General features: G+C 62.4%; 22 protein-coding genes, 2 pseudogenes and 1 riboswitch. Of the genes and pseudogenes, 10 read left to right on the top strand and 14 right to left on the bottom strand.

The genetic code is table 11. The features are described from left to right. Positions 1-22: 22 nt before the first annotated feature. A complete protein-coding gene (locus tag IFT99_RS09780) occupies positions 23-2,392 on the bottom strand; it encodes a DNA polymerase II (RefSeq protein WP_192131919.1) in 2,370 nt (789 codons plus the stop codon). Between the two features lie 132 nt (positions 2,393-2,524). On the opposite strand from IFT99_RS09780, the gene IFT99_RS09775 reads away from it, so the two are divergent. Further along, positions 2,525-3,760: a M20/M25/M40 family metallo-hydrolase gene (locus IFT99_RS09775; RefSeq protein ID WP_192131917.1), complete on the top strand. Its 1,236-nt coding sequence runs from the start codon at positions 2,525-2,527 to the stop codon at positions 3,758-3,760. A gap of 924 nt (positions 3,761-4,684) precedes the next feature. On the opposite strand, the gene IFT99_RS09770 is transcribed toward IFT99_RS09775, so the two are convergent. From IFT99_RS09770 to IFT99_RS09750, 5 genes are all read right to left on the bottom strand, one after another. Beyond that, positions 4,685-5,491, bottom strand: coding sequence for an ABC transporter ATP-binding protein (locus tag IFT99_RS09770; protein WP_192131915.1), 807 nt, complete (start codon positions 5,489-5,491; stop codon positions 4,685-4,687). After that, positions 5,488-6,519: a FecCD family ABC transporter permease gene (locus IFT99_RS09765; protein WP_192131913.1), complete on the bottom strand. Its 1,032-nt coding sequence runs from the start codon at positions 6,517-6,519 to the stop codon at positions 5,488-5,490. The genes IFT99_RS09770 and IFT99_RS09765 overlap by 4 nt, the downstream gene beginning before the upstream one ends. Positions 6,520-6,530: 11 nt before the next feature. Further along, a complete protein-coding gene (locus tag IFT99_RS09760; protein ID WP_192131911.1) occupies positions 6,531-7,532 on the bottom strand; it encodes an ABC transporter substrate-binding protein in 1,002 nt (333 codons plus the stop codon). Between the two features lie 144 nt (positions 7,533-7,676). After that, positions 7,677-7,870: riboswitch (cobalamin riboswitch) on the bottom strand. Between the two features lie 220 nt (positions 7,871-8,090). Continuing rightward, complete coding sequence (locus IFT99_RS09755; protein ID WP_192131909.1) at positions 8,091-8,813, bottom strand: aspartate/glutamate racemase family protein; 723 nt, start codon at positions 8,811-8,813, stop codon at positions 8,091-8,093. 60 nt (positions 8,814-8,873) lie between these two features. Then, positions 8,874-9,869, bottom strand: a complete 996-nt coding sequence (locus tag IFT99_RS09750) for an aldo/keto reductase (protein WP_192131907.1) — start codon at positions 9,867-9,869, stop codon at positions 8,874-8,876. Between the two features lie 226 nt (positions 9,870-10,095). Between IFT99_RS09750 and IFT99_RS09745 the strand changes: the two genes are divergently transcribed. Beyond that, positions 10,096-10,260 (top strand): hypothetical protein, encoded by a 165-nt coding sequence (locus IFT99_RS09745; RefSeq protein ID WP_167355805.1) that lies wholly within the window; start codon positions 10,096-10,098, stop codon positions 10,258-10,260. Positions 10,261-10,272: 12 nt separating this feature from the next. On the opposite strand, the gene IFT99_RS09740 is transcribed toward IFT99_RS09745, so the two are convergent. The 7 genes and pseudogenes from IFT99_RS09740 to IFT99_RS09715 form a co-directional block, all read right to left on the bottom strand. Further along, positions 10,273-11,022, bottom strand: a complete 750-nt coding sequence (locus IFT99_RS09740) for an endonuclease/exonuclease/phosphatase family protein (protein WP_197985933.1) — start codon at positions 11,020-11,022, stop codon at positions 10,273-10,275. Between the two features lie 157 nt (positions 11,023-11,179). Next, positions 11,180-12,406: an MFS transporter gene (locus IFT99_RS09735; protein ID WP_192131903.1), complete on the bottom strand. Its 1,227-nt coding sequence runs from the start codon at positions 12,404-12,406 to the stop codon at positions 11,180-11,182. Positions 12,407-12,727: 321 nt separating this feature from the next. Next, complete coding sequence (locus tag IFT99_RS09730) at positions 12,728-14,314, bottom strand: ABC-F family ATPase (protein WP_074883050.1); 1,587 nt, start codon at positions 14,312-14,314, stop codon at positions 12,728-12,730. A gap of 332 nt (positions 14,315-14,646) precedes the next feature. Next, positions 14,647-15,177, bottom strand: coding sequence for a GAF domain-containing protein (locus IFT99_RS09725; protein WP_065990408.1), 531 nt, complete (start codon positions 15,175-15,177; stop codon positions 14,647-14,649). A gap of 152 nt (positions 15,178-15,329) precedes the next feature. Further along, positions 15,330-15,761 (bottom strand): annotated as a pseudogene (locus IFT99_RS26760) (methyl-accepting chemotaxis protein); the annotation flags it as partial. Positions 15,762-15,863: 102 nt separating this feature from the next. After that, positions 15,864-16,550 (bottom strand): annotated as a pseudogene (locus tag IFT99_RS26755) (PAS domain-containing protein); the annotation flags it as partial. Positions 16,551-16,869: 319 nt separating this feature from the next. Continuing rightward, positions 16,870-17,238: an NUDIX hydrolase gene (locus tag IFT99_RS09715; protein ID WP_192131901.1), complete on the bottom strand. Its 369-nt coding sequence runs from the start codon at positions 17,236-17,238 to the stop codon at positions 16,870-16,872. A gap of 583 nt (positions 17,239-17,821) precedes the next feature. Here IFT99_RS09715 and IFT99_RS09710 point away from each other — a divergent pair. The 8 genes from IFT99_RS09710 (at position 17,822) to IFT99_RS09675 (ending at position 24,400) form a co-directional block, all read left to right on the top strand. Then, a complete protein-coding gene (locus IFT99_RS09710) occupies positions 17,822-18,670 on the top strand; it encodes a transporter substrate-binding domain-containing protein (RefSeq protein ID WP_192131899.1) in 849 nt (282 codons plus the stop codon). 75 nt (positions 18,671-18,745) lie between these two features. Next, on the top strand, positions 18,746-19,408 hold the full coding sequence (locus IFT99_RS09705; RefSeq protein WP_065990414.1) for an amino acid ABC transporter permease: 663 nt from the start codon (positions 18,746-18,748) through the stop codon (positions 19,406-19,408). A gap of 12 nt (positions 19,409-19,420) precedes the next feature. Beyond that, positions 19,421-20,083 (top strand): amino acid ABC transporter permease, encoded by a 663-nt coding sequence (locus IFT99_RS09700; RefSeq protein ID WP_065990416.1) that lies wholly within the window; start codon positions 19,421-19,423, stop codon positions 20,081-20,083. Further along, a complete protein-coding gene (locus IFT99_RS09695) occupies positions 20,080-20,871 on the top strand; it encodes an amino acid ABC transporter ATP-binding protein (protein WP_065990418.1) in 792 nt (263 codons plus the stop codon). Before IFT99_RS09700 ends, IFT99_RS09695 begins: the two co-directional genes overlap by 4 nt. Positions 20,872-20,895: 24 nt before the next feature. Continuing rightward, on the top strand, positions 20,896-21,282 hold the full coding sequence (locus tag IFT99_RS09690; protein ID WP_065990419.1) for a RidA family protein: 387 nt from the start codon (positions 20,896-20,898) through the stop codon (positions 21,280-21,282). Positions 21,283-21,438: 156 nt separating this feature from the next. Then, positions 21,439-22,200, top strand: a complete 762-nt coding sequence (locus tag IFT99_RS09685; protein WP_065990421.1) for an IclR family transcriptional regulator — start codon at positions 21,439-21,441, stop codon at positions 22,198-22,200. A gap of 40 nt (positions 22,201-22,240) precedes the next feature. Continuing rightward, complete coding sequence (locus IFT99_RS09680; RefSeq protein ID WP_192131897.1) at positions 22,241-23,446, top strand: amino acid deaminase; 1,206 nt, start codon at positions 22,241-22,243, stop codon at positions 23,444-23,446. Between the two features lie 12 nt (positions 23,447-23,458). After that, complete coding sequence (locus IFT99_RS09675; protein ID WP_192131895.1) at positions 23,459-24,400, top strand: sugar kinase; 942 nt, start codon at positions 23,459-23,461, stop codon at positions 24,398-24,400. A gap of 189 nt (positions 24,401-24,589) precedes the next feature. Here IFT99_RS09675 and IFT99_RS09670 read toward each other — a convergent pair whose 3' ends face one another. After that, on the bottom strand, positions 24,590-24,865 hold the full coding sequence (locus tag IFT99_RS09670) for a peptidylprolyl isomerase (RefSeq protein ID WP_037009819.1): 276 nt from the start codon (positions 24,863-24,865) through the stop codon (positions 24,590-24,592). Positions 24,866-25,097 lie beyond the last annotated feature (232 nt).

The following is a 25,097-nucleotide window of genomic DNA, read 5'->3' as shown; positions in this document are numbered from 1 at the left end:
AGACGGGTCAGAAAAAAAGGGTTCAGAAGTCGAAGCTGAACTGATCCTGGGAGCTCAGATCGATGGTCCGTGAGATCACGAACGGCAGGATCGCGTCGGCGATCGGCTGCAGCTGTTTGCTGATGTAGTGGTCGTAATCGATGGCGGCCGTCCGCGCTTCCAGCGGCTCGGGGCCGGCCACCGTGATCACGTAGCTGATCCAGCCGCCATTCTGGTACTGCAACGGCCGACCCTGCTGGCGGTTGTACTCATCGGCCAGCCGCGCGGCGCGCACATGGGGCGGCACGTTGCGTTCGTAATCGTCGAGGGCCCGGCGCAGGCGCTTGCGGTAGATCAACTGGCCGTCGAGTTCCCCGGCCAGGGTTCGGCCCACGTACTCCCGAATGTATTCCTGAAATGGCTGACGCTGGAAAATCCGCAGATACAGTTCCTGCTGAAAGGTCCGGGCCAGCGGCGACCAGTCGGTGCGCACCACCTCCAGGCCCTTGTAGACCATTTCGTCTTCGCCATTGGCGCGGGTCACCAAACCCGCATAACGCTTCTTGCTGCCCTCCTCCGCACCGCGAATCGTCGGCATGAGGAAGCGCTTGAAGTGGGTTTCGAATTGCAGCTCGAGCGCACTCTCCAGCCCGTATGCCTCTTTCACATGAGCACGCCACCAGACGTTGACCTGCTGGACCAGCGCGGTGCCGATCTGCGCGGCATCGTCCTGCGCGTGGGCTTTTTTCAGCCAGACAAACGTCGAGTCGGTGTCGCCGTAAATCACTTCATAACCCTGGGCTTCGATCAGCAGCCGGGTCTGGTGCATGATCTCGTGCCCGCGCAGGGTGATCGACGAGGCCAGCCGCGTGTCGAAAAAACGGCAGCCGCTGGAACCCAGCACGCCATAGAAGGCGTTCATGATGATTTTCAGCGCCTGGGACAGCGGCGCATTACGCTCGCGTTTAGCGACTTCGCGCCCTTCGGCCACTCGCGAGACGATGGCTGGCAGACAGTGCCGCGTCCGGGAAAAACGCGCGCCACGAAAGCCTTCCACCGACGCACTGTCATCGGGATGCTTGAGGCCCTCGATCAAGCCAACGGGGTCAATCAGAAAGGTGCGGATGATCGACGGATACAGGCTTTTGTAATCAAGGACCAACACCGATTCGTACAGCCCGGGGCGGGAATCCATGACAAAACCGCCGGGGCTGGCTTCCGGCATGCGCTCGCCGAGGTTCGGCGCGACGAAGCCCTGGCGGTGCATCAGCGGGATGTACAAATGCTCGAACGCGGCCACCGAACCGCCACTTCGGTCCACCGGCAGGCCGGTCACCGTGGCGCGTTCGAGGAGGAACGTCAGCAGCTCGGTCTTGGCGAAAATCTGCGTGACCAGCTCGCAGTCCTTGAGGTTGTAACGCGCCAGCGCCGGCTTGTCCTCGGCGAACATGCGGTTGATCTCGTCCATGCGCTGATACGGATTGTCGATGGCCTTGCCTTCGCCGAGCAGCGTTTGCGACACGTTTTCCAGACTGAACGAGGGAAAGCTCCAGGTCGCCGAACGCAGCGCCTCGATGCCATCGATGATCAAACGCCCGGCCGCCGCCGCGAAAAAGTGATTGTTGCGCGCGCCGTGTTCGCGCCAGGTCATCACCTCCCCGCCGCGACCCAGGCGCAGCGGCACGTTCAGGCGCCGCGAGTGCTCGTGCAGCACGCGCAGATCGAACTGCACCACGTTCCAGCCGATGATCCCGTCCGGGTCATGGCGGGCCATCCATTCGTTGAGTTTCTCCAGCAGCGCGACGCGGGTGTCGCAGTACTCCAGCTTGAAATTCACCTGGGCGTCACCGCCGTTGGCCGGGCCGAGCATGTACACCTGACGCTCGCCGCAGCCATGCAGGCCGATGCAATACAGCTCGCCGCGCTCGGTGGTCTCGATGTCCAGGGACACCAGTTTCAGGGTCGGTCGGTAACCGGGATCAGGCCTGAGTTGCGCGTCCAGCAGCAGGCCATTGACGTCGGCCCGACCGCTGAATTGCACCGGCGCGGTGATGAAACGCTCCATCAGGTAACGCTCGGGCGGGCGGATATCGGCTTCGTAGACGTCGACGCTGGCTTTGCGCAGGTCACCTTCCAGGTTCATCAACTGGCGATGCTGCCGGGTGTACAGCCCGAGCACCGGGCGGTGGCGGAAATCACACAGCGCCAGCGGCTTGAGCTCGACATGCCGCTCGTTGCGCAACACGGCTTCAGCGCGCTCGCGGTGCTGCTCCGGAATGAACGCGACGGAGGTCTGGTACGGCAGGCGCACCTGGCGCGGGCCCTCATCGGTGGCCAGCCAGAATTCCACCTCGGTGCCGGCGTCCGTGTCGCGCCAATGCCGGGTCAGGACGAAGCCCTGCTGTAAATCCACCGCTGTAACCTCGTCACTGTTTATTTCAGAGGAGGATTCTACGGTGAATGATGCAGGAAAGCGCGGCGCCTGCCGGAACGATGTGGTTCCATGGACATCACAACAACTCGACCATCATCTGAGGGATCCAGCATGCACGTTCGACGTACCGCCCTGAGCGCTTCCATCCTCGCCGCCCTTTTTGCCTGCAGCGCCTACGCCGCCGATGTCTCCCCCGAGCAGTTATTGAAGAAGGCCGAAGCCGAGCAAAAACCCTATCTGGCCACGGTCAAGCAACTGGTCAACATCGACACCGGGACGGGTCAGGCGGCGGGCCTGAAAATGGTCAGCGCGGTGCTGGTCGAAAGGCTTAAGGCCTTGGGTGCATCAGTCGAGACCACACCGGCGACACCCTCGGCAGGCGATAACATCGTCGGCACCCTCAAGGGCACGGGCAGCAAATCCTTTCTGCTGATGATCCATTACGACACCGTGTTCGGCCCGGGCACTGCGGCCAAGCGACCTTTCCGCGTCGATGGAGAGCATGCGTACGGCCCCGGCGTCGCCGACGCCAAAGGTGGCGTGGCCATGGTGCTGCATACCTTGAAGCTGCTCGAGGACGAGAAATTCAAGGACTTCGGCACGATCACCGTGCTGTTCAACCCTGACGAAGAAACGGGCTCGGCCGGCTCGAAAACCCTCATCGCCGAACTCGCCCGCAAGCACGACTACGTGTTCTCGTTCGAGCCACCGGACAAGGACGCCGTGACGGTCGCGACCAACGGCATCAACGGCGTGTTCGTCGACGTCAAAGGCAAGTCTTCCCACGCCGGTTCGGCCCCGGAAGCCGGCCGCAACGCCGCCATGGAACTGGCCCACCAACTGGTGCAGCTCAAGGACCTGGGCGACCCCGCCAAGGGCACCACGGTCAACTGGACGCTGATCAAAGGCGGCGAGAAGCGCAACATCATCCCCTCCAGCGCCGCGGCCGAAGGCGACATGCGCTACTCCGACCTGAGCGAATCCGACCGCGTACTCGCCGACGGACAACGCATCGTCCAAGGCAAAATGATCGACGGCACCGACGTCACCTTCCGCCTCGACAAAGGCCGCCCGCCGCTGGCGAAAAACCCCGCCACTGACGACCTCGCCAAAACCGCGCAAGCGATCTACGCCAAAACCGGCCGCACCCTCGAACCCATCGCCATGCGCTTCGGCACCGACGCCGGTTACGCCTACGTCCCAAACAGCCAGAAACCCGCCGTCCTCGAAACCATGGGCGTCGTCGGCGCCGGCCTCCACGCCGACGACGAATACATCGACCTCACCAGCATCGCCCCGAGGCTCTACCTCACCGCAGCGATGATCATGGAATTGGCCGGGAAATAGAGCGGGGCTGACGCTCCTCAGGGCTTACTGAAAGTGCCAGTTCCGGTGGGACGCGGAGCGTCAGAGGCGGCATTACCACGCGGAGCGTGGGAACGATCAGGCATAGAACCGCAAGATTGATGGTGCCCAAACCGGCCCCTTCCCGGCTAAAGCCGGTCCCACTAACAGCAGCGCGTGCAGCCTGTGGGATTGGCTCGGACTGTAGGACCGGCTTCAGCCGGGAAGCTTTTGATCTTGATCTGCTTTTGATCTTCATGCGCAAAAAGCCCAGTCACCACCACGCGGAGCTTGGGAACGATCAGGCATAGCACCGCAAGATTGATGGTGCCCAAACCGGCCCCTTCCCGGCTAAAGCCGGTCCCATTAACAGCAGCGCGTGCAGCCTGTGGGATTGGCTCGGACTGTAGGACCGGCTTCAGCCGGGAAGCTTTTGATCTTGATCTGCTTTTGATCTTCATGCGCAAAAAGCCCAGTCACCACCACGCGGAGCGTGGGAACGATCAGGCATAGAACCGCAAGATTGATGGTGCCCAAACCGGCCCCTTCCCGGCTAAAGCCGGTCCCACTAACAGCAGCGCGTGCAGCCTGTGGGATTGGCTCGGACTGTAGGACCGGCTTCAGCCGGGAAGCTTTTGATCTTGATCTGCTTTTGATCTTGATCTGCTTTTGATCTTCATACGCAAAAATCCCAGTCACCGCCAATCGCGACTTGGGTGCAGGCCGAACGCAGACGACGCGCAGTGGGTCGAGCCGCATGGATGCGGCGAGAGCGCCGTCAGGGCATGGATGCCCGTTCGGCGCGGGCCCACGGAGCGAGACCGGAGTGAGGGAACCCTGAGGAACGAAGGGCCCAACCAGGAGCAAGCACCCTTGGTTACTTGGGGTGCTTTTCCAAGTAACTCGCCGAAGGCGAAAACGAGGCCGTTAGGCCGACGCCGTTGATCCTGGCGCCCTCAGCCTCAACACGTGTGCCCCATCAAACGGATCAACCAACCAATGCCCCCGCACCCCAAACACGTCACTCAATAGCTCCGGCGACAACACATCAAACGGCGAACCCAGCGCCACCAAACGCCCCCCGTCCATCACCGCCAGACGATCACACCCCAACGCCTGATTCAAATCATGCAACGCCACCACCGTCGTCACCGGCAACTGCTGAACCAACCGCAAAATCGACAACTGCTGCTGAATATCCAAATGATTCGTCGGCTCATCCAGCAGCAACACCTGCGGCCGCTGCGCCAGCGCCCGCGCAATATGCCCCCGCTGCTGCTCCCCGCCCGACAACGTATGCCACGCCCGATGCGCCAGATGCTGCACACTCACATCCGCCAGCGCCTGCGCCACAATCCGGTCATCAAGCTCACCCCACGGCGCCAGCGCCGACAGCCACGGCGTACGGCCCAGCTCAACCGCCTGCAACAGACTGATCGAATCACCCGTCTGCGCATGCTGCTCCACCACCGCCACCTGCCGCGCAATGTCTCGCCGGCTCAACGCCGACAAGCGCTGCCCACCCAGGCGAACGTCGCCCTGGGACGGCGTTTGAATCCCCGCCAGCAACTTCAGCAGCGTCGACTTCCCCGAGCCATTGGGCCCGACGACCCCCAGGTTTTCCCCCGGCCGAATCGCCAGGCTTACCCCGCTGAGCAGTGGCGCGCCCTTGACCGAGTAACTCAGGTCGCTGCCTTCGAGCATGGCGCCGGACACCTCCTGACGCGCGTTCATCGAGGACGATTCCCGCGGACCAGAATCATGGCAAACACCGGCGCGCCCACCAGCGCCGTGATGACCCCGATCGGCAACACCTGACCCTTGATCAACGTGCGCGACAGCACATCGGCGGCAATCATGAACAGCGCGCCGATCAGGGCGCTCAAGGGCAGCAACCGGGCATGGCGCACGCCCGCCACCAGGCGCACCGCATGGGGAATCACCAGACCGACGAAGCCGATGGAGCCGACAATCGACACCATCACCGCCGTCATCAGTGCGGCGGTGAGGATCAGCACCGCCTGCACCCGGCGCACCGGAATGCCCAGGGACGCGGCCGAATCGCTGCCAAACGTGAACGCATCCAGCGCGCGCCGATGCCACAGGCACACCAGCAAGCCGAGGACCACGACCGGCACCGACAGCGCCACCGACGACCAGCGCACGCCGCTGAGATTGCCCAGCAGCCAGAACATGATCCCGCGGGCCTGCTCGGCATTGGCCGACTTGGTGATCAGGAAGGACGTCAGGGCGTTGAACAGCTGGGACCCGGCAATGCCCGCCAGGATGATCTGGCCCGCAGCGGTCTGCCCCCGAGAGGAGCGGGCGAGCAGGGCGACCAGCGCAAAGGCGGCAATCGCCCCGGCAAAGGCGCCGGTGGACAGGGAGATCGTCCCGGCACCGATGCCGATGATCGCCACCAAGACCGCGCCGGTTGAAGCACCGGCAGAAATGCCCAGCAAGTAGGGGTCGGCCAGGGGGTTGCGCAGCAGCGATTGCAAAACCACGCCCGACACCGCCAGCCCTGCGCCGCAGGTGGCGGCAACGATGGCCCGGGTCAGCCGGTAATTCCAGACAATGCCCTCATCGATCGGGTCCAGAGGAAAACCCGCGGCCCACAGCTTGTTCGCCATTACCTGAACGATCACCGGCAGGCTGATCGACGTCTCGCCAATCGCCACGCCCGCGAGCACCGCCAACGCCAGTAATGCGATGGCCCAAGCGCCATGCCCGAAGATGCGGACGACGCTCGACCGGAGCATGCCGACAGACGTCATGGCGCGAGAGTGGCCCCGGCCAGCTGTTCGATACCGTCAAACAGCCGCACGCTGGACTCCATGGCGCTGGCGTCCATGATCACGATGCGATTGTTTTTCACTGCATCCATATTGCGGGTGACCGGATCAGAGCGGAGGAAGGCCAGCTTCTTCTCGTGATCGTCAGCCGGGAAGCGGCGGCGGTCCATGCGCGCGATGACCAGCACGGTCGGGTTGGCCTTTGCGATGGTTTCCCAGCCCACGGTCGGCCATTCCTCATCGGAGTCGATGACGTTGCGCATGCCGAGGGTGTCGAGCATGAAGTTGGGAATGCCCTTGCGCCCGGCCACGTACGGATCGACGTTGATGTCAGGGCTGGAAAACCAGAACACCGCCGAGACGGGTGGGTTGGCATGGGCTTTTGCCTGCGCCACAGCTTTGGCCAGCCGCCCCTGATAATCCGCGATCAGGGGCTCGCCACGGTCTTGCACATCGAAGATCTGCGCCAGCTGACCGAGGCTTTTGTACAGCGTTTCGATGCGGAAGGCTTCGAGGCGCGTGCCGTCGGCGCCGACCCGGTTGTTCTTGCCCTCGCAGTCGGACGGCAGGATATAGGTGGGGATGCCCAAGTCGCGAAACTGCTCGCGGGTGCCGACCGCGCCCTGTGGGCCGACCATCCACTCAAACTGCACCGGGACGAAATCCGGGCGTTTGCCGATCACCGATTCGAAGCTCGGCGCATTGTCGGCCAGGCGCTCGATGCCGTCGTTGAGGGCTTGGTACTGGGGCAGGACGGGGTTGAACCACAGTGACGTGCCCACGACCTTCGGGCCCAGGCCAAGGGCATAGAGCATTTCGGTGGCGGCCTGGCCGATGGTCACGGTTTTCTGCGGCGCGTGGTTGAACGTCAGCGCTTGGCCACAGTTGTCCACGGTCAAGGGGTAGGCCGTCGACGCCGCGAGCGCGGCGGTGGGCAAGGTCAGCGTGACGAACAGGGCGGCGAGGCGGCGCAGCGGCATGAACAGCGATCTCCAGAAAGCCTGATTGCTTGGCGAAGCAGGCGCTGGAAAGTCCATCCCGGCAGGCGCCCTGAAAGTGGGGGCGCGCACAGCGTGCGCGAAACGACGCACGAACGGGAGTCCTTCCCCGGACACCCCGCCGGTGAATGAATATGCTGGCCGGCAGGTCTCCTGACTGGCGCTTCATTGCCATGCTTCGGCCTTCCCGGGGTGACCCAGTGGCAAACAGGAAGCAGGGCTCGGCGCCTACAGTTGCGGGGACAGTTCCGTTTAAGCGCGATGACGCGCCCGGGATTCCCTATTAATTCCGAGTGGAAACCGGCGGCGGGGATACTAAACGATTCGGCGGGTGGAGGCGAATGCAGCGGTGGTGCGCCGGAGATGTATTGGCACCTCGCAGTAACTGGACGGACGCAACACCTGTGGGAGTGAGCTTGCTCACGAAGAGGCGGTACATTCACTTGATCTTCAGCGGCTGGAATGCCGTCTTCGCGAGCAAGCTCGCTCCCACAAGGTATGTGTTTGCAGCGCCATCGGCGTGAGCTCAACACCACCGGCTTAGAGCTTAAACGGCCAACCGACGATCTTCTTCGGCCGTGGCGTGGCGTAGGTCCGCACTTTGGAGGTCTTCAGTCCCAGGCGCACCAGCGATTCCGCCAGTGCCACCGCCGCGGTCACGCCATCCACCACGGGCACGCCAGCGCGTTCGCGGATGAGTTGATCCAGCCCGGCCATGCCGCCACAGCCCAGGCAGATCACCTCGGCCTTGTCCCGGTTCACCGCTTCGATGGCCTGCTCGACGATGGCCTTGACCGCACGCTCCGGCGATTCCTCCAGCTCCAGCACGCTCATGCCGCTGGCCCGCACCGAGGCGCAGCGCTCGTACACCCCGGCCAGCTTCAGGCGGTCTTCGATCAGCGGCACGGTGCGGTCCAGCGTGGTGACCACCGCGTATTTATGCCCCAGCAGCATCGCCAGGCTGGCCGCCGCTTCGGTGATGTCCACCACCGGCACGTCGAGCAGCTCCTGCAAGCCTTCGCGGCCATGCTCGCCGTAACCGGCCTGAATCACCGCGTCATAAGGCCCTTCGTAGGACATGACCCGGTCCATCACCGCGATGGCCGCCAGGTAACTTTCAAAATTGCCTTCCACCGACTCGGCGCCGAAGCGCGGGGTCAGACCAATGATCTCGGTGCCGGGCGAGGCCACGCTGCGGGCCTGCTCGGCGATGGTCTCGGTCATGGATGCGGTGGTGTTGACGTTGACGATCAGAATTCGCATGGACAGATCTCGCGCAGGGAACAAAGCCGGGCGTCTGGCCCGGCGTCATTGGCCACGATATCAGTCTTTGCCGGGGACCGGCGCCTGCAGGGCAATGAAGCCCTGATCGCGCATGGCTTGCCAGAAACCATCCGGCACCTGTGCGTTGAGCGCAGTAACGTCTTCGATGATCCGCGACGGCCGGCTCGCGCCCGGAATCACCGCCGCCACCAGGGGGTTGGCGAGAACGAACTGCAGCGCTGCGGACTTGATGTCGACCTGATACTGCCGAGCGATTTCCTGAATGTGCGCGACCTTGTCGAGCATCGCCTGGGACGCTTCCTGGTACTCGAAATGCTTGCCGCCCACCAGCACGCCGGAGCTGTAAGGCCCGCCGACGACGAACTCGGCGTTGTGCTGACGGGCCTTGTCGAACAGCCGTTGCAGCGGCTGGTCATGGTCGAGCAGGGAATAACGGCCAGCGAGCAGGAAGCCGTCGGGCTGGGCTTCTTCCAGGTCCAGGGTCAGTTCGCACGGCTCGACGCGGTTAACGCCCAGGCCCCAGGCCTTGATCACGCCTTCTTCGCGCAGGCGGGTGAGGGCGCGGAAAGCGCCGGTGCGGCCGATGTTGAAATGCTCGATCCAGGCATCGCCATGGGCGTCCTGGGCGACGTCGTGGACAAACACGATATCCAGTCGGTCGGTGTTCAGCCGTTTCAGGCTCGCTTCAATGGAACGCAACGTGGCGTCGGCGGAGTAGTCGGTGACAATCTTGTTTTTCAGGCCTTCGGCGAAAGGACCACTGCGCGTTTCGGTGTCGATCTCATCGGAAATCAGCCGGCCGACTTTGGTGCTCAAGGTGTACTGGTCGCGGGGGATGCCCGCCAGTGCCTTGCCCACCCGCTGCTCGGACAGGCCGGCGCCGTAGATGGGTGCGGTGTCGAAATAGCGGATGCCCTGGTCCCAGGCGGATTGAACGGTGGCTGCCGCTTCGTCTTCGTCAATGGTGCGAAACATATTGCCCAAGGGCGCGGAGCCAAAGCCGAGGCGGCCGATGATCTTGTCGTGCAGACTCATGGGGATTATTTCCTGTGCGGTGAGGCGTGTCTGGATGCGCGGCTCATGACGCCGTCTTCGCCCGATAAGGAACCGCGCGAGGAAAGCGGCGAGGCTTGTTTACTGACTGCTGATTGCCATAGGTGTTCTTGATAGTGTCGACAGGTCTTGTTGCACCTGAGGCGCCTGCTAAGCTCCACGCATTGAATAGAGTCTTCAGCAAACCTACCGAAACGAGGAAACTGCCATGCAATCTCACTCCCCCGATGCTGCGCCGCTTGCACCGCACCCCGGGCATCAGCCCGATGAGCCGGAAACGGAACTCGATGCCGATATGGATCCGGGGAACGAAGACCCGGGCTCCCAGTTTGATCGTGACGCCACGGTTCCCCTGATCGATCCGGATAAATGACGGCGTAGCTCATTACAGATGCACTTCGACCGCCAGCGGCAGGTGATCGGACAAATGCGTCCACGGCCGCGTGCCGAGGATTTTCGGATCATGGCTGGTGGCGTTGCGCAAATAGATACGGTCAAGGCGCAGCATCGGAAAGCGCGCGGGGTACGTTTTCGCCAGCCGGCCCTGACTGCGCTCGAAGGCTTCGTGTAAATAGCCGCAGCGCTGAAGACGCTTGTTGCCTTGCAGCTGCCAATCGTTGAAATCGCCGGCGATGACCACCGGGGCGTCCTCGGGCAGGGAGTCAAGCAGGTCGCAGAGCAGGTTCAGCTGCAATTGCCGATGGCTCTCCAACAGGCTGAGGTGCACACAAATCGCATGGACTTCCGCATGCCCCGGCACCTGCAGCACGCAATGCAAGAGTCCGCGGCGCTCCGGCCCGGTGATGGAAATGTCCAGATTGCGGTAATGCAGGATCGGGTATTTGGACAGCAGCGCGTTGCCGTGATGACCGTCGGGGTAAACCGCGTTGCGGCCATAGGCGAAGTCCGTCCACATGCTGTCGGCGAGAAATTCGTAGTGCGGCGTGTCGGGCCAGTCTTCGTACTTGGCGGCATGGCGGTCATGCCCGCCGAGGACTTCCTGGAGAAACACCAGATCGGCACCGGTGCTGCGCACGGCTTCACGCAATTCCGGCAGGATGAAACGCCGGTTCAGTGCGGTGAAGCCCTTGTGGGTGTTCACGGTCAGCACGCGCAGTTTGTGGACTTCGCGCAACGTGGCCGGGTCCGGAGGGGTAGCGTTCGAGCCAGAGGGGTCGTGGGTCACGCCCTCACTCCTGTTCGGGGGATGTGCTATTCCGACCGGGACGCGAGGCGGCAGTTCAGCTTTTAGGTGGGACCGGCTCTAGCCGGGAAGCCGTACCGCGCGTCCTCTACACCCGCGTATCGATCGGCGCCCTGCGTGACAGCACCACTGCCAGTGTCAATGCCGCCACCGACAACAACGCCGCAAAGAAGAAAATCCAGCCATAGCCCATGCCCAGCGCCACGGCACCCATCAGCGGTCCGGCAATGGCCAGCGCCAGGTCGAAGAACACCGCGTAAGCGCTGAGCCCGGCACCGCGACTGCTGTTGGGCACCTGCTTGATGGCTTCGACGCCCAGCGCGGGATAGACCAGCGACAGACCAAAACCGGTCAGCCCTGCGCCGATCAGGGCGAAGGTGGTGTCGGGTGCCAGCCAGAGCAGCAACAGACCCAGGGTTTCCACGGTGATGCAGACGATCGCCGAGCGAAAGCCGCCAAAGCGGTTGATCGCGTTGATGAACAGCAAACGCGCGACGATGAAACAGATGCCGAACACCGTCAGGCACCAGGCCGCGCCTTCCCAGCCACGGGCCACGTAAAACAACGTGATGAACGTCGTCAGCGTGCCGTAGCCGATGGAGGACAGGGTCAGGCTCAGGCCAAACGGCGCCACCCGGCCGAACACCGAGAAGAACGGCAGGCGCTCGCCGCGCACCACCGGGATCGCCGTTTTGTTGCGGATCAACAGCAACGCCCCGGCCGCCAGGACGAACAGCACCAACCCCAGGCTGGCAAAGCCCAGCGCTCCGACCATCACCACGCCAAGGGGAGCGCCAATGGCGATGGCGCCGTATGACGCAATGCCATTCCAGGAAATCGAGCGGGCGGTGTGCTCCGAACCGACCTGGCCGATGCACCAGCTGATGGTGCCCACGCCGATCAAGCCCTGGGACGCGCCGAGAAACAGGCGGGCGATGATCAGGATTGTCAGGCTGACGTCTGCGAAACGCTCCAGGAGGATCGCCGCCAGGGTCAGCACGCCGCTCAACGCGATGCCGGACAGCCCGTAAACGATGGCGCGCTTGGTGCCGATGGTGTCGCAGATACGCCCGGCCACCGGGCGACTCAACAGCGTCGCCAGGTACTGCGCACCGATCACCAGCCCCGCGACCACCGCGCTGAAACCCAGCTGGTTGTGCACGTAACCGGGCATCACCGCGATGGGCAGACCGATGCACAGGAAGGCAATGAAGGTGTAGACGACGATGGAGATGATTTGCAGGGTGATCGCCATCGAACTGGCGTCGCTGGCAGGCGTGTTGACAGGCGAAACAGGCGGCTGGGCGGCAGACATGGGGACTCTTCGCTGGAGCGGTGGGAGTGCCGCATCATCGCCCGTGGGGTCGGGAAATGAAAGCTGGCTAACGGTTTTTATCCGGGGTCAGACGGCGGCCGGACTTGCCCGTTCCCGGCTAAAGCCGGTCCTACGAGTGTTCGCATTTGCCTTCGTAGGACCGGCTTTAGCCGGGAACGCGTCGGAGGTCACACCGCAGGATTGGGGGCGCCTGGCCTGGCGTCTTCCCGGCCAACGCCGGTCCCACTGTCACAAAAAAGCCCCGTCACGGTGGACGGGGCTCCTTGGTGTCAGCTTCACTCTGTCAGCGGATTGCCCTGATCAGAACGCGACGCCCTGGCTGCGCAGGTAATCGTCGTAGGTGCCGCTGAAGTCGGTCACGCCACTTGGACTCAACTCGATGATGCGAGTGGCCAGGGACGATACGAACTCGCGGTCGTGGCTGACGAAGATCAGCGTGCCCGGGTAGTTCTCCAGCGCCAGGTTCAGCGCCTCGATCGACTCCATGTCCAGGTGGTTGGTCGGCTCGTCCATGATCAGCACGTTCGGCTTCTGCAGGATCAGCTTGCCGAACAGCATGCGGCCTTGCTCACCACCGGAGATCACCTTGACCGACTTGAGGATCTCGTCGTTAGAGAACAGCATCCGGCCCAGGGTGCCACGAATGACTTGTTCACCTTGAGTCCATTGGCCCATCCAGTCGAAGAGGGTGACATCGTCTTCGAAGTCGTGGGCGTGGTCCTGGGCGTAGTAACCCAGCTCTGCGGCATCGGTCCACTTGATCGTGCCGGCATCCGGGGTCAGTTCATTGACCAAGGTGCGCAGCAGGGTGGTTTTACCGATCCCGTTCGGGCCGATGATCGCAACGCGCTCGCCGGCTTCAACCTGGAAGCTGAAGTTCTTGAACAGTGGCTTGCCGTCGAAGCCTTTGGCCATCTGGTCAATGATGACCGCCTGACGGTGCAGCTTCTTGTTCTGATCAAAGCGGATGAACGGGCTGACGCGACTCGAAGGCTTGACCTCGGCCAGCTGGATCTTGTCGATCGCCTTGGCACGGGAGGTGGCCTGCTTGGCTTTCGAGGCGTTGGCCGAGAAGCGGCTGACGAACGACTGCAGCTCTGAAATCTGGGCTTTCTTCTTGGCGTTGTCCGACAGCAACTGCTCGCGGGACTGGGTCGCCACGGTCATGTACTCGTCGTAGTTGCCCGGGAACAGACGCAGCTCGCCGTAATCCAGGTCAGCCATGTGGGTGCACACGCTGTTGAGGAAGTGACGGTCGTGAGAAATGATGATCATCAGGCTGGAGCGCTGGGTCAGGATGTTTTCCAGCCAGCGAATCGTGTTGATGTCCAGGTGGTTGGTTGGTTCGTCGAGCAACAGCACTTCAGGGTCGGAGAACAGCGCCTGGGCCAGCAATACGCGCAGTTTCCAGCCAGGGGAGACCTCGCTCATCGGGCCGAAGTGCTGCTCGATGCCGATGCCCAGACCGAGCAACAGCTCGCCGGCGCGGGATTCGGCGGTGTAGCCGTCCATTTCAGCAAATTCGGTTTCCAGCTCGGCCACGGCCATGCCGTCTTCTTCGGTCATTTCCGGCAGCGAATAGATGCGATCGCGCTCGGCCTTGACCTTCCACAGCTCTTCGTGACCCATGATCACGGTGTCGATGACAGAGAAGTCTTCGTACGCGAACTGGTCCTGGCGCAATTTACCCAGGCGCACGTTCGGCTCGAGCATCACCTGGCCGCCGGACGGCTCCAGATCGCCGCCGAGGATCTTCATGAAGGTGGACTTGCCACAGCCATTGGCGCCGATGAGGCCATAGCGGTTGCCACCGCCGAATTTGACCGAAACGTTCTCGAACAGCGGCTTGGCGCCAAACTGCATGGTGATGTTAGCTGTGGAAATCAATTGCTTATCCTGGATTGTTTACAAGGGGCTGATTGGCGATGGCCTTCGACGCCTGGTGGCGATTGCTCGTGATCCAACCAGCAGCCTGCACGTCACCGATGACGGCGACATGACCTGATGAAGATGGGTGAACGGGAGCAGCGTCCGATACGGGTTCAGCGGGTGACCGACCTGCATCGACCACGCTTGCTGTGCGCCGGAAGACGCACAGGTCTGGGGCGCGCGCCGCGACCCCGTGAAAGGCTCAAGCGGCGCATGCGAATTCAAGGCGCGGCAGTGTAACACCGTCTTGGTTATCCACCTACCGCCGCTCGCCGGTGAGGATCACCGGATCAGGCGTGCTCGACCTGCGTCCTGACCTTGTTCACCGTGGAGTAATGCGAGAACACGATGCAGCCGATCAGCCGGGAGAACAGGCCCAGGGTTTCGACGAGGTCCGGGCTTTCGAAGGTGCTGGCTTTGGAATCGAGCAGGCACAAGGCGCCGAACAGCTGGCCGTCGGGCAGGCTGATCGGCACGCCGATGTAGCTCTCGATGGCGTATTGCTTGACCACCGGGCGACCCGCATAGCGCTCGCTCTGGCTGATGCTGGGGATGATCAGCGCTTTCGGGTTTGCGATCAGTTCGTTGCACAGCGTGGTTTCCAGCTCCAGCACTTCGCCTTCCTGGATGCCGATGTGAATCTCGTCATAAACCGCGCAGGCGACCCACTCGGAGTCGGTGAACTTGGCAATACCGGCGAAGCGCATGCCGGTCAGCCGCGTCACGAGCCTGAGGATATTCGTCGTCGCTTCAACCTCGGCGATCGCAGAACGCTCTGCGATGGTCAGCAAATCCGGGCAGAGCAGGGAATCCAAAGCCATTGTCGGCTCCATGTCAACGTGGGGTGGCATACCCGGATGGGGCCACATATGTGGCGCAGATTAGCATTTTGTAGGGCAAGCGTATCTCCCGCTCGGCGCGCTGCGACCATTTGTCATGGGGGACCCCGAGTTAAAGGCGGGTGCGGCCGCTGTCAGAGCTGGTGGTTGAACCGCTGGACGGCACCCACCACCTGACGCGCGCCTTCCTGGATCTCAACGATCACGCTGCCGGCCTGGTTGGCCAGCGACAGGCCTTGCTCCGCCTGGGCGCGGGTACTGCCCATGTCCTTGACCACATCATCCACCAGTTTCTGGTTCTGCTGCACCACCGCGACAATCTCTTCGGTCGCCGTGCTGGTGCGTCCGGCCAGCTGACGCACTTCATCGGCCACCACGGCGAACCCCCGGCCCTGTTCGCCGGCACGGGCGGCTTCGATGGCGGCGTTGAGGGCGAGCAAGTTGGTCTGTTGGGCGATGCCGCCGATGGTTTGCACGATGGTGCTGATCAGCAACGACTGCTTGCCCAGCGCTTCCATGCCATGGGAGGCAGAGAGCATCTGGTCGGCGATGCCGTTCATGGTTTCCACGGTGTTGTTGATCACCGCTGCCCCGCGCTGCGCCGAGACGTCGGTGCGCTGGGAGATCTCGAAGGCCGTGCCGGCCGCGACGCTGATTTCGGCTTCGCGACGTACCTGATCGGTAATGACAGTGGCGAATTTCACCACCTTGTAAAGCTTGCCCTGGGTGTCGTGGACCGGGTTGTAGGTCGCTTCCAGCCACACGTCCTCGCCACGGCTGTTGATGCGTTTGAACCGGTCGGCCACGAAGTCGCCGTTGTTCAGGCGTTTCCAGAACGCTTTGTAGTCTTCGGTGGCGGCGAATTTCGGGTCACAGAACAGGCTGTGGTGCTTGCCGAGAATCTGATCCTGGCTGTAGCCCATTTCCTGGAGGAAGGACTGGTTAGCCTTCAGCACGTGGCCGCCGAGGTCGAATTCGATGACCGCTGTCGAGCGCAGCAGGGCGTTGATGAACGACTCGTTTTCCCGGGCCTTGTTGACTTCGGCGGTAACGTTGGTGGCCAGACACTTGAGGGCGGCCACACGGCCCTGATCATCCTTCAGCGGCGACCACGTGGCGTGAATCCAGATCAGCGAACCGCCTTTGCTGATGAAGCGGTAGTCGTCGGTCACCGCAGTGCCGTTGACGGCCGCTAACTTGAAGTCGCGGAAGCACGGCAGGGTTGCGACGTAGGTCGGAATGAACGCCGCCATGGGCTGGCCAACCAGCTCGTCATGGGAGTAACCGATGGCTGCGCAGAATTTGCTGTTTGCGTCCGTGATGCGCAGGTCGGCATCCACGGTCAGCGACAGCATTTGCTGCATGAGGGCGTCGTGAAAATTTTTCAGCGCGACCAGCTCCGAGCTCAGAGTGGACATTTGCTTTTTGATTTTGGAATTAAACATCTGCCGCTCCTTGGATATGCTCACTTAACTGTCGGCGTTCGGATGCCGAAATTAAGCCCGGTCGTCAGAATGTTTATAGATCAGGCAGGGAGAAAAGGAGGGGGGCGGGAGGAATTTTGGGCAAGAAAAAGCCCGCGATGGGGGGTGCGGGCTTAAAGTCAGTCTTGGAGGAGCAAGTGAAGAGTATCGCCCCCGATGTGAAAAACCTGTGAACGCCTCTCAACAACACTTAATAAATGGCGTTGGTCAGAAAAGCCTTCACGATGGACTTCGCCGCTGGGCTGACTTTCTGGTCGCCCAGCTCTTTGCTGGTGAACCACTTGCAGTCGGCAATTTCGTTGTGGGGGGCAGGGGTGGCGATCATCGTCACCGACACTTCGAACACGTGATGCAACACGGCACCGCCCTTATAGCGAGTGATGTACGCCAGGTCTTCCAGGATCAGACCGGTCTCTTCACGTAATTCGCGCGCAGCGGCCTGCGCAGGCGATTCATCGGCTTCGACTTTGCCGCCGGGAAGGTTCCACCGGGCGTTGGATTTGCGCACGTAAAGGATCTGGTTGTCCCTGCGGCAGATGACTGTGGCTCGCTGTTTCATTGGGGTTCCTCCACCGTACAACCCGTAAAAGTGCCGCCGTCCCTGGGTATTCACGCGGCTGTCATAAAAGCTTCATAAAGACGTTTGAAGCAGTAACGGTGCCAATGTTCCCTTCATCCTCCTGAATCGGCCGGTATTAAGAAAAACATAGCTCGATTGAGGGGTGTGTCGGGATAACCAGCCAGACGGTGTCCTGTTCAGCCTGATGGGCGGGGTGCCAACATGAACCAAAATGCCACTACTTAACCAACGCGCTGATTGGGTTCTTTGGCGGGCGGATCGTGCCCTTGGCGCGATGAACGGTCTTGGCACGCAAACCGTGATGCGCGTTATTGGCGCGGAGTGCACGCCGATGGGGCCCTGTGCGCACTGTGTGGGGTGATCCGTAGCGCGGAGTCTGGTCAGCCCGCGTGGCGTTTCGACCTGCACGCACCTGGATTTCAACCCATGTGATTGAAAACACCGGTGATTCTCGCCGCTTCTTTTACCGCCTGACTCTGTGGCACACTTTCTGCTGTCTATTCCGTTGTGGCAAACAAGGTTCCGCTATAGCGGAATAAATACAACCGGCGGAGTTTCTCTCATGCGGCGCGGATCCCTTTCTTTGAAAGCTTTTGCATTGGCCCTGATAACGGCAGCAACGTTGGCAACGACGGCATATGCCGCCGACAGCAAGCTGGACAACGTCCTGCAGCGCGGCCATCTCATCGTGGGTACCGGGAGCACCAATGCCCCTTGGCACTTTCAGGGTGCGGACGGCAAGTTGCAGGGTTTTGATATCGACATCGCGCGCATCGTCGCCAAGGGCTTGTTTAATGATCCGAGCAAGGTCGAGTTTGTCGTGCAGTCCTCCGACGCGCGAATCCCGAACCTGCTGACGGATAAAGTCGACATGAGCTGCCAGTTCATCACGGTGACTGCCAGCCGCGCCCAGCAGGTGGCGTTCACGCTGCCTTATTACCGCGAAGGCGTGGCGCTGCTGCTGCCGACCAACAGCAAGTACAAGGAAATCGACGACCTGAAAGGCGCGGGTGATGGCGTCACCGTTGCCGTGCTGCAGAACGTCTACGCCGAAGAGCTGGTGCATCAGGCGCTGCCCAAGGCGAAGGTCGACCAGTACGACAGCGTCGACTTGATGTACCAGGCCATCAACTCCGGTCGCGCCGATGCGGCGGCCACCGATCAGTCGTCGGTGAAATACCTGATGGTGCAGAACCCCGGTCGCTATCGTTCGCCCGCGTTCGCCTGGAGCCCGCAAACCTACGCGTGCGCCGTCAAACGTGGCGATCAGGACTGGCTGAACTTCGTCAACACCGCCCTGCATGAAGCCATGACCGGCGTTGAATTCCCGATGTACGCCGAGTCGTTCAAGAAGTGGTTCGGCGTGGACCTGCCGACCCCGGCGATCGGTTTCCCGATGGAATACAAATAACCCGCGCCGCTCGCGTCGCCCACTGAAGGGGGCGGGGACGGCCGCGATGCCGTCCCGCCCCAGGTACTGCTGACCATGAATTATCAGCTGAATTTTGCAGCGGTCTGGCGGGATTTCCCCAGTCTGCTGGCGGGGCTGGGGCTCGGCCTGGAACTGGCCCTGATTTCCATCGCCATCGGTTGCGTCATCGGCATGCTGGCAGCATTCGCGATGCTGTCCCGCTACCGCGCCCTGCGGATCGTCGCGTCGATTTACGTGACCGTGGTGCGCAACACGCCGATTCTGGTGCTGATCCTGTTGATTTACTTTGCCATGCCCAGCCTGGGCATTCGTCTGGACAAGATCCCGTCGTTCATCGTCACCCTGTCGCTGTACGCCGGTGCGTACCTGACCGAAGTGTTCCGCGCAGGCCTGCTGAGCATCCACAAGGGCCAGCGCGAAGCGGGGCTGGCGATCGGCCTCGGCGAATGGCAGGTGCGCGCGTACATCGTCGTGCCGGTGATGTTGCGCAACGTGCTGCCGGCGCTGTCGAACAACTTCATTTCGCTGTTCAAGGACACGTCGCTGGCCGCTGCCATCGCGGTGCCGGAACTGACCTATTACGCGCGCAAGATCAACGTCGAGAGCTACCGGGTGATTGAAACCTGGCTGGTGACCACGGCGCTGTACGTCGCGGCCTGTTACCTCATTGCCATGCTGCTGCGCTACCTCGAGCAGCGTCTGGCGATTCGCCGCTAGGAGGCCCGGACCATGTACGAACAACCCAGTTGGTTGCATGAATTGTGGGTCGCGCGGGAGGCGCTGTGGGCCGGGTTTCTCACTAGCGTGCAATGCGCGGGCCTGGCGATCGTGTTCGGGACGGTGATCGGCGTATTTGCCGGGCTGATCCTAACCTACGGCAAATGGTGGGCGCGCCTGCCGTTTCGCGCCTACGTGGATCTGATTCGCGGCACGCCCGTGTTTGTGCTGGTGCTGGCCTGCTTTTACATGGCGCCAGCGTTGGGCTGGCAGATCGGCGCGTTTCAGGCCGGTGCGCTGGGGTTGACGCTGTTTTGCGGCTCCCACGTCGCCGAGATCGTGCGCGGTGCCTTGCAGGCCATCCCGCGCGGGCAGCTGGAAGCCGGCAAGGCCATCGGCCTGACGTTCCCCCAGTCCCTCAGCTATGTGTTGCTGCCCCAGGCATTGCGGCAGATCTTGCCGACCTGGGTTAATTCCTCGACGGAGATCGTCAAGGCCTCGACCCTGCTCTCGGTGATCGGCGTGGCCGAGCTGCTGCTCAGCACCCAGCAGGTCATCGCGCGCAACTTCATGACCCTCGAGTTTTACCTGTTCGCGGGATTTCTCTTCTTTGTCATCAACTACGCCATCGAGCTTCTCGGGCGGCAAATCGAAAAACGGGTGGCCTTGCCATGACACAGACTCAAACCGCACCTGCCGCCCCGGCTCTGTTGAGCATCGAAGGGCTGCACAAATCCTATGGCCCGGTTGAAGTGCTCAAGGGCGTCGACCTGAAGATGAACAAGGGCAACGTGGTCACGCTGATCGGCTCCAGCGGCTCGGGCAAAACCACGCTGCTGCGTTGCGTCAATCTGCTGGAAGAGTTTCAGGGCGGGCACATTCGTCTGGAAGGTCAGGACATCGGCTACAGCGACGTCAGTGGCAAGCGCGTGCGCCACCCGGAAAAGCTCATCGCCCGGCACCGCGCGATGACCGGGATGGCGTTTCAGCAGTTCAACCTGTTTCCGCACCTGACCGCGCTGCAGAACGTCACCCTCGGCTTGCTCAAAGTGAAGAAGCTGCCCAAGGACCAAGCCATCGCCCTGGCCGAAAAGTGGCTGGACCGCGTTGGCCTGCTGGAGCGGCGCAATCACTTTCCCGGCCAGCTCTCCGGCGGTCAGCAGCAGCGCGTGGCGATTGCCCGGGCCATCGCCATGAACCCGAGCCTGATGCTGTTCGATGAAGTCACCTCAGCGCTGGACCCGGAGTTGGTCGGTGAGGTGCTCAGCGTGATCAAGGGCCTGGCGGAAGAGGGCATGACCATGCTGCTGGTGACCCACGAGATGCGCTTCGCCTATGAGGTGTCCGATCAGATCGTGTTCATGAATCAGGGCCGCATCGAAGAGCAGGGCCCACCCAAGGCATTATTCGAACAACCCAAGTCAGCGCGTCTGGCTGAATTCCTCAAGAACATTCGTTTTTAAGACGCTCACTCAAAGGAGATTTTCATGAGCATTACTCGTTACGGCGCCGGCAGTACCGCAGGTGGCGGCCAGCCACGTCCATTCGCCCGCGCCGTCGAAGCCGATGGCTGGCTGCATGTGTCAGGGCAGGTGCCGGCCGAAAACGGTGAGATCATCAACGGCGGGATCGTCGAGCAGACCCACAAGACCCTGCAGAACCTGGTGGCGATTCTGACCGAGGCCGGCTACGGCCTGGAGGACGTGGTGCGCGTCGGCGTGTGGCTGGAAGACCCGCGTGATTTCTGGAGCTTCAACAAGGTCTTCGGCGAGTACTTCTCCCCGGAACACGCACCGGCCCGCGCCTGCGTGCAGGCCAGCATGATGGTCGACTGCAAAGTCGAGATCGATTGCATTGCCTACAAGAAGAAGTGAGGCGAGCTGAAAGCGGCAAGCTATAAGCTGCAAGCTGCAAGTCGGGAGAGCGCTGATGCAACTTGCCGCTTGAAGCTTGCAGCTAACATGCCCACCCCCACATTCAAAGGCTGAAGGCGTTTTTGCATCCGCGCCGTTAAGCTTGGAGCCGCTCTCATGACCGAAGACATCAAACGCCGGGCCCGTGGTTTAGACCGAGCGTTCGATATTCTCGATTTCCTCAAGGAAACCGGCACGCCTATGCGGCCGAACGAGATCGCCAGCGGCATCGGCAGCCCGAAATCGACGGTGTACGAATTGGTCAGTTCGCTGCTGGAACGAAGGATCCTCGAGACCGTCGGCAAGGACGGCCACGTCTACCTGGGGCGGCAGTTGTATTTCCTCGGGCAGGCGCATCTGCGTCATTTCGACTTCACCCGCGAGGCCGAGGTCAGCCTGGGTGAAATCGTCGAGCAGACCCGGGAAACCGCGCAGATGTGCCTGCTCAACGGCCGCAAATACACCGTCGCCTTGATGAAAGAGGGCGCGCGGCATTTTCGTATTTCGTCCGACATCGGCGAGGACGCGCCGATCCCGTGGACCGCGTCGGGACGCCTGCTGCTCGGGCACCTCACGGATCAGGCGATCATCGACCTGATCGACGACGAGGACTTCATCCTCCCGGACGGCACGCGCCTGCCGGTCGAGACGTTTCTCGCCGAGATCCGCAAGGCCCACGACGACGGCTTCTTTTCCTTCGACAGCATCGCCGACACCTTCACCCATTGCTTCGCCGCACCCGTGCGGGACAAACAGGGCATCTGCATCGCGACCCTGTGCATCGTCGCCCCGCGGGCCGACGCCACGGCCCACTACGATCATTACCGGCGCGTGTTGATCGACAGCGCCAACGGCCTGGCCCGGCGCGTCATCGAATAGCGTCGCGGCACACACGAACAAAAAATTCAGGAGAACAGAGATGAGCATTGCCGCGATCGAAAAAGGCGCCACGCAACCCGGCGACCACCTGGTGCGCGACGTCAGCCTGCCCGCGCTGGTCATCCACGACACGGCGCTGGAGCACAACCTGCGCTGGATGCAGAAGTTCGTCAGCGACAGTGGCGCCGAACTGGCGCCCCACGGCAAGACCAGCATGGTGCCGGCGCTGTTTCTGCGGCAGTTGCAGCACGGCGCCTGGGGCATGACCCTCGCCACGGCGGTGCAGACCCGCGCGGCCTATGCCCACGGCGTGCGTCGGGTGCTGATGGCTAACCAGTTGGTCGGCGCGCCGAACATGGCGCTCATCGCCGAGATGCTCACGGACGGGATGTTCGACTTTCATTGCATGGTCGACCACCCGGACAACGTCAAGGCGCTGGGCGAGTTCTTCGCCGCCAAGGGCCTGACCCTCAATGTGATGATCGAGTACGGCGTGGTCGGTGGGCGTTGCGGCTGCCGCAGCGAAGCCGAGGTCATGGCCCTGGCCGACGCCATTGCGGCGCAACCGGCGCTGAAGCTGACCGGCATCGAGGGCTACGAAGGCGTGATCCATGGCGACCAGGCGGTGAGCGGCATTCGCGCGTTCGCCACATCGCTGGTGCGGCTGGCCGTGACCCTGCAGGACAAGGGCGCGTTTGCCCTGGATCGCCCGATCGTCACTGCCTCGGGTTCGGCCTGGTACGACCTGATCGCCGAGGAATTCGACAAGCAACAGGTGCGCGAGCGTTTCCTCAGCGTGCTGCGCCCCGGCAGTTACGTGGTCCACGACCACGGCATCTACAAAGACGCGCAGTGCTGCGTGCTCGACCGACGCCACGACCTCAGCGAAGGCTTACGGCCGGCGATGGAAGTCTGGGCCCACGTGCAGTCGATGCCCGAGCCGGGTTTTGCGGTGATTGCCATGGGCAAGCGCGACGTGGCGTTCGACGCCGGCATGCCCAACCCGATCAAGCGCTATGCGCCAGGGGCGGTGCCGGCGACTGGCGAGGACGTCAGCGCCTGCACCGTCACGGCGGTGATGGATCAGCATGCGTTCATGACCGTCGCGCCGGGCTGCGAGTTGAAGGTCGGCGATATCGTTTCGTTCGGCACCTCGCACCCGTGCCTGACCTTCGACAAATGGCGCACGGGGTGCCTGGTCGGCGATGACCTGCGCGTCATCGAATCCTTCGATACCTGCTTCTGACAGGAGTCTGCAATGAGTGAAATGGTCAGTCACAGCTACCCGCGCGTCGCCCTGATCGGCGAATGCATGATCGAGTTGCAACAGCACGCCAACGGCACGCTCAAGCAGAGCTTCGGCGGCGACACGCTGAATACGGCGGTGTACCTGTCGCGGCTGCTGGGTTCGGCGGCGCAGGTGGATTACGTCACGGCGCTGGGCGATGACAGTTTCAGCGACGCCATGTGCCAGGTCTGGACGGAGGAGGGCATTGGCCTGAGTCGGGTCCAGCGTCTGCCGGGGCGGCTGCCGGGGCTGTATTGCATTCAAACCGACGCCAACGGCGAGCGGCGTTTCCTGTACTGGCGCAACGAGGCGGCGGTGCGCGAATGCTTCACCACGCCGGCGGCGGAGCCGGTGCTGGCCGCGCTGCCGGATTACGACGTGCTGTATTTCAGCGGCATCACCCTGGCGGTGCTGGGGGAGACGGGTCGGGCGCGGCTGCTGTCGACCCTCGCCGATGCCCGGGACCGTGGCGCGCGGGTGGTGTTCGACAACAACTACCGCCCGCGCCTCTGGCGCAGTGTCGAGCAAGCGCGGCAGGCGTATCGCGCGGTCATGCACGAAGTGGATCTGGCCCTGCTGACCGAGGAGGACGAGCAGGCGCTGTTCGATTACGCCGACGGCGAGGAAATTTTGCAGACCTACCGCGACCTGGGTGTCAGCGAAGTGGTGGTCAAGCGCGGGGCGCAGAGCTGTCTCGTGAGCGTCGACGACCGGCGTTACGAAGTGCCTGCGCACGCCGTGCAGAAAGTCATCGATACCACGGCGGCGGGGGATTCCTTCAGCGCGGCCTATCTGGCTCGGCGTTTGCGCGGCGGCGGTCCGAAAGATGCGGCCAACGCCGGGCATCAGTTGGCGAGCCTGGTGATTCAGCACCCGGGGGCGTTGATCCCGAGGAGTGTGATGCCGGTTTGAGGCAGGGCCGAGAACCCTGCGTAGGGCCGCGCACACCCTGTAGTACCGGCTTCAGCCGGGAAGGGGCCAGGCGACACACCGCAAAATCGAGGGTGCTCAATCCCGCCTGTTCCCGGCTAAAGCCAGTCCTACTAAGGCAAGGGTCAGGCAAGGGGCCAGAACGACCGCTACACATTCCGGCCCCAACCCTCAATCCCGATAAAACACCTGCACCAGGTGATACCCGAATTTGCTTTTGACCGGACCATGCACGGTCCGCAACGGTTTTTTGAAAATCACCTGGTCAATCGCGCCGACCATCTGGCCCGGTCGCACTTCACCCAGATCCCCGCCGCGCTTGCCGCTCGGGCAGGTCGAATACTTCTTCGCCAGTACGTCAAACGCTTCGCCCTTGGCAATGCGCTGCTTCAGTTGCTCGGCTTCTTCAGCGGTCTTGACCAGAATGTGGCGGGCTTGGGCTTTCATGGGGTACCGGACGTCTCGATAAAAAAGCCGCGCATTATGCCTTTGCTGCGCGATTTCGGGTAATTTCCCACACCTTGACCGGACGAACGTGTGGCTCGGCGCTGAGACAGGCCTGACCCGGCTTTTCAGACGGCCCTGACCCGGCTGTTCAAGGGCCTTGCCCCGGCCAGCAAACAGCCCGAACGTTAAAACCGGTCGAAGGTCCACAACCTGTAGGCCTGCAGTCTCCTCA

The organism is Pseudomonas sp. CFBP 8772, from assembly GCF_014841665.1.
Lineage (GTDB): Bacteria > Pseudomonadota > Gammaproteobacteria > Pseudomonadales > Pseudomonadaceae > Aquipseudomonas > Aquipseudomonas graminis_B.
The sequence above is the reverse complement of the archived record's forward strand: the minus strand, read 5'-3'. Positions and strand labels throughout refer to the sequence as shown.

What these genes read in the sequence shown, in the direction of transcription:
- IFT99_RS09705 (WP_065990414.1), top strand. Translation starts at nt 18,746, where the DNA reads ATGAATTATCAGCTGAATTTTGCAGCGGTCTGGCGGGATTTCCCCAGT.
- IFT99_RS09710 (WP_192131899.1), top strand. Translation starts at nt 17,822, where the DNA reads ATGCGGCGCGGATCCCTTTCTTTGAAAGCTTTTGCATTGGCCCTGATA.
- IFT99_RS09745 (WP_167355805.1), top strand. Translation starts at nt 10,096, where the DNA reads ATGCAATCTCACTCCCCCGATGCTGCGCCGCTTGCACCGCACCCCGGG.
- IFT99_RS09675 (WP_192131895.1), top strand. Translation starts at nt 23,459, where the DNA reads ATGAGTGAAATGGTCAGTCACAGCTACCCGCGCGTCGCCCTGATCGGC.
- IFT99_RS09750 (WP_192131907.1), bottom strand. Translation starts at nt 9,869, where the DNA reads ATGAGTCTGCACGACAAGATCATCGGCCGCCTCGGCTTTGGCTCCGCG.
- IFT99_RS09775 (WP_192131917.1), top strand. Translation starts at nt 2,525, where the DNA reads ATGCACGTTCGACGTACCGCCCTGAGCGCTTCCATCCTCGCCGCCCTT.
- IFT99_RS09755 (WP_192131909.1), bottom strand. Translation starts at nt 8,813, where the DNA reads ATGCGAATTCTGATCGTCAACGTCAACACCACCGCATCCATGACCGAG.
- IFT99_RS09735 (WP_192131903.1), bottom strand. Translation starts at nt 12,406, where the DNA reads ATGTCTGCCGCCCAGCCGCCTGTTTCGCCTGTCAACACGCCTGCCAGC.
- IFT99_RS09690 (WP_065990419.1), top strand. Translation starts at nt 20,896, where the DNA reads ATGAGCATTACTCGTTACGGCGCCGGCAGTACCGCAGGTGGCGGCCAG.
- IFT99_RS09770 (WP_192131915.1), bottom strand. Translation starts at nt 5,491, where the DNA reads ATGAACGCGCGTCAGGAGGTGTCCGGCGCCATGCTCGAAGGCAGCGAC.
- IFT99_RS09670 (WP_037009819.1), bottom strand. Translation starts at nt 24,865, where the DNA reads ATGAAAGCCCAAGCCCGCCACATTCTGGTCAAGACCGCTGAAGAAGCC.
- IFT99_RS09700 (WP_065990416.1), top strand. Translation starts at nt 19,421, where the DNA reads ATGTACGAACAACCCAGTTGGTTGCATGAATTGTGGGTCGCGCGGGAG.
- IFT99_RS09695 (WP_065990418.1), top strand. Translation starts at nt 20,080, where the DNA reads ATGACACAGACTCAAACCGCACCTGCCGCCCCGGCTCTGTTGAGCATC.
- IFT99_RS09725 (WP_065990408.1), bottom strand. Translation starts at nt 15,177, where the DNA reads ATGGCTTTGGATTCCCTGCTCTGCCCGGATTTGCTGACCATCGCAGAG.
- IFT99_RS09680 (WP_192131897.1), top strand. Translation starts at nt 22,241, where the DNA reads ATGAGCATTGCCGCGATCGAAAAAGGCGCCACGCAACCCGGCGACCAC.
- IFT99_RS09715 (WP_192131901.1), bottom strand. Translation starts at nt 17,238, where the DNA reads ATGAAACAGCGAGCCACAGTCATCTGCCGCAGGGACAACCAGATCCTT.
- IFT99_RS09685 (WP_065990421.1), top strand. Translation starts at nt 21,439, where the DNA reads ATGACCGAAGACATCAAACGCCGGGCCCGTGGTTTAGACCGAGCGTTC.
- IFT99_RS09760 (WP_192131911.1), bottom strand. Translation starts at nt 7,532, where the DNA reads ATGCCGCTGCGCCGCCTCGCCGCCCTGTTCGTCACGCTGACCTTGCCC.
- IFT99_RS09765 (WP_192131913.1), bottom strand. Translation starts at nt 6,519, where the DNA reads ATGCTCCGGTCGAGCGTCGTCCGCATCTTCGGGCATGGCGCTTGGGCC.